Below are 1,666 nucleotides of genomic sequence, written 5' to 3'. Positions count from 1 at the left end.
TGGGCGGTCTGAAGCAGGGCGTGACCCCGCTCGACCTCGCCCACGCCTACGAGACGTTCGCCCAGAAGGGCCTGCGGGTCTACGGCTCGCTCGGGACCTCCGACCAGGGGCCCGTCGCGATCCGGTCGGTCGAGAAGGCCGAGAGCGGGAAGTGCGTCACGATCGCCGGCACGGACAAGTGCGTCACGCGCAACCGCCGGATGACGCGACGCGTCCTCTCGGCCCGCGTGGCGAACACCGCGACGCAGATCATGTCGACCGTGGTCTCTCAGGGCTCCGGGAAGCGGGCGGCCTACGGTGGGTTCGCCGCCGGCAAGACGGGGACGACGGAGAACTTCGGCGACGCCTGGTTCGTCGGCTTCACCGACCGGATGACCGTCGCGGTCTGGGTCGGCTACCCCGAGGGCTTCAAGCCGATGAAGACCGAGTTCGCCGGGGAGCCCGTCGCCGGCGGCACGTTCCCCGCGATGATCTGGCGCGACTTCATCATCGGCGCCAACAGGATCCTCGACACGCGGATCGACGCCGAGCGGAAGGCCAAGGGGCTGCCACCGCGCACCACCACCACGGTGCCCGCAGCCCCGGCCCCCACCACGGCCCCGAGCACGGGCGCCGCCGGTCCCACCGAGCAGCGTCCTCAGACCGAAACGGCGCCGCGGGAGTCCAGGCCCCAGCGCGACCCGCAGCCCAGCACACCCGCCCCCCAGCCGACCCCGGCGCCCCAGCCGACCCCGGCGCCCCAGCCGGCGCCGGCCCCCGGCAACCCGGATCCCGGCGGGGCCGCGCCGGCTCCGGCACCCTGAGCCGCGATCAGCGCGTCGTTCCGGCGGGCTCGAGCAGGCCGCTCGGCCAAGGCCGCGAGACGAAGCGACTGCCCGCGGCGCAGAACCGCCAGGGCAGCTCCACCGCCTTGGTGATCCCGATCCGCGGGCCGCTCACCAACGTGGGCGGCGCCTCGCCGGCGGGCCGTGGCAGCACGCGCACCGGGCCCTCCACGAGCGACCTCGCGTTCAGCTCGAGATCGATCCCCAGCGCCTGACTGAGCTTCCCCGGCCCGCTGCAGAGCTCCACCAGGCGGTCGCGCCCGCGTCGCTGGGCCATGAGGTCCTCGCCGGTCAGCGGTTCCAGGGCGCGGATCAGCACCGCCGCGCCGACGTCCTGCGGCTCGCACACGGCGTTCACGAGCGCGTGGATCCCGTAGGAGCGGTAGACGTAGGCGGTGGCCGGGGGCCCGAACAGCGTCGAGGTCCTCGCCGTCAGCCCGACGTAGGCGTGACAGGCGGGCTCGGAGTGGTGGTAGGCCTCGGTCTCGACGATGCGCCCGGAGACCCCCTCGTGCTCCAGCACGCAGCCGACGAGATCCCGCGCGACCTCGAGCACGGGCCGGTCGTAGAACCCGGCCGGCAGCGGGCGCGCGGTCACCGGCCGGAACTCACCCGACCAGGGCGCGAGCCTGCGCGAGCTGCTCGCGCACACGGACCAGCGCGGTGCCGCCCTCGGAGACCTTCGATTCGAGCCACGAGCTCTGCTCCAGGACGGCGGCAGCATCGTCGCCGAGCTCCGGGACCGCGACCGCACCCAGCGTCTGTCCCGACTCCACCGCCTCCCGTACCAGCCGGGCGATGACGCCGTGCGCCTCGCGGAAGGGCGTGCCCTGCTTCACCAG

2 protein-coding genes and 1 pseudogene are annotated in these 1,666 nt (G+C 74.1%); 1 reads left to right on the top strand and 2 read right to left on the bottom strand.

From position 1 onward, the window contains the following. A partial coding sequence (locus ABYE80_RS20625) for a penicillin-binding transpeptidase domain-containing protein (protein WP_372792297.1) occupies nucleotides 1–803 on the top strand: 803 nt, incomplete at its 5' end. A 7-nt stretch (nucleotides 804–810) separates the two neighbouring features. On the opposite strand, the gene ABYE80_RS20620 is transcribed toward ABYE80_RS20625, so the two are convergent. Further along, nucleotides 811–1,422, bottom strand: a complete 612-nt coding sequence (locus ABYE80_RS20620; RefSeq protein WP_372792295.1) for a DNA-3-methyladenine glycosylase — start codon at nucleotides 1,420–1,422, stop codon at nucleotides 811–813. A 10-nt stretch (nucleotides 1,423–1,432) separates the two neighbouring features. Continuing rightward, nucleotides 1,433–1,666 (bottom strand): annotated as a pseudogene (locus ABYE80_RS20615) (argininosuccinate lyase); the annotation flags it as partial.

This window comes from Paraconexibacter sp. (assembly GCF_041602235.1).
Taxonomy (GTDB): Bacteria; Actinomycetota; Thermoleophilia; order Solirubrobacterales; family Solirubrobacteraceae; genus Paraconexibacter.
The sequence above is the reverse complement of the archived record's forward strand: the minus strand, read 5'-3'. Positions and strand labels throughout refer to the sequence as shown.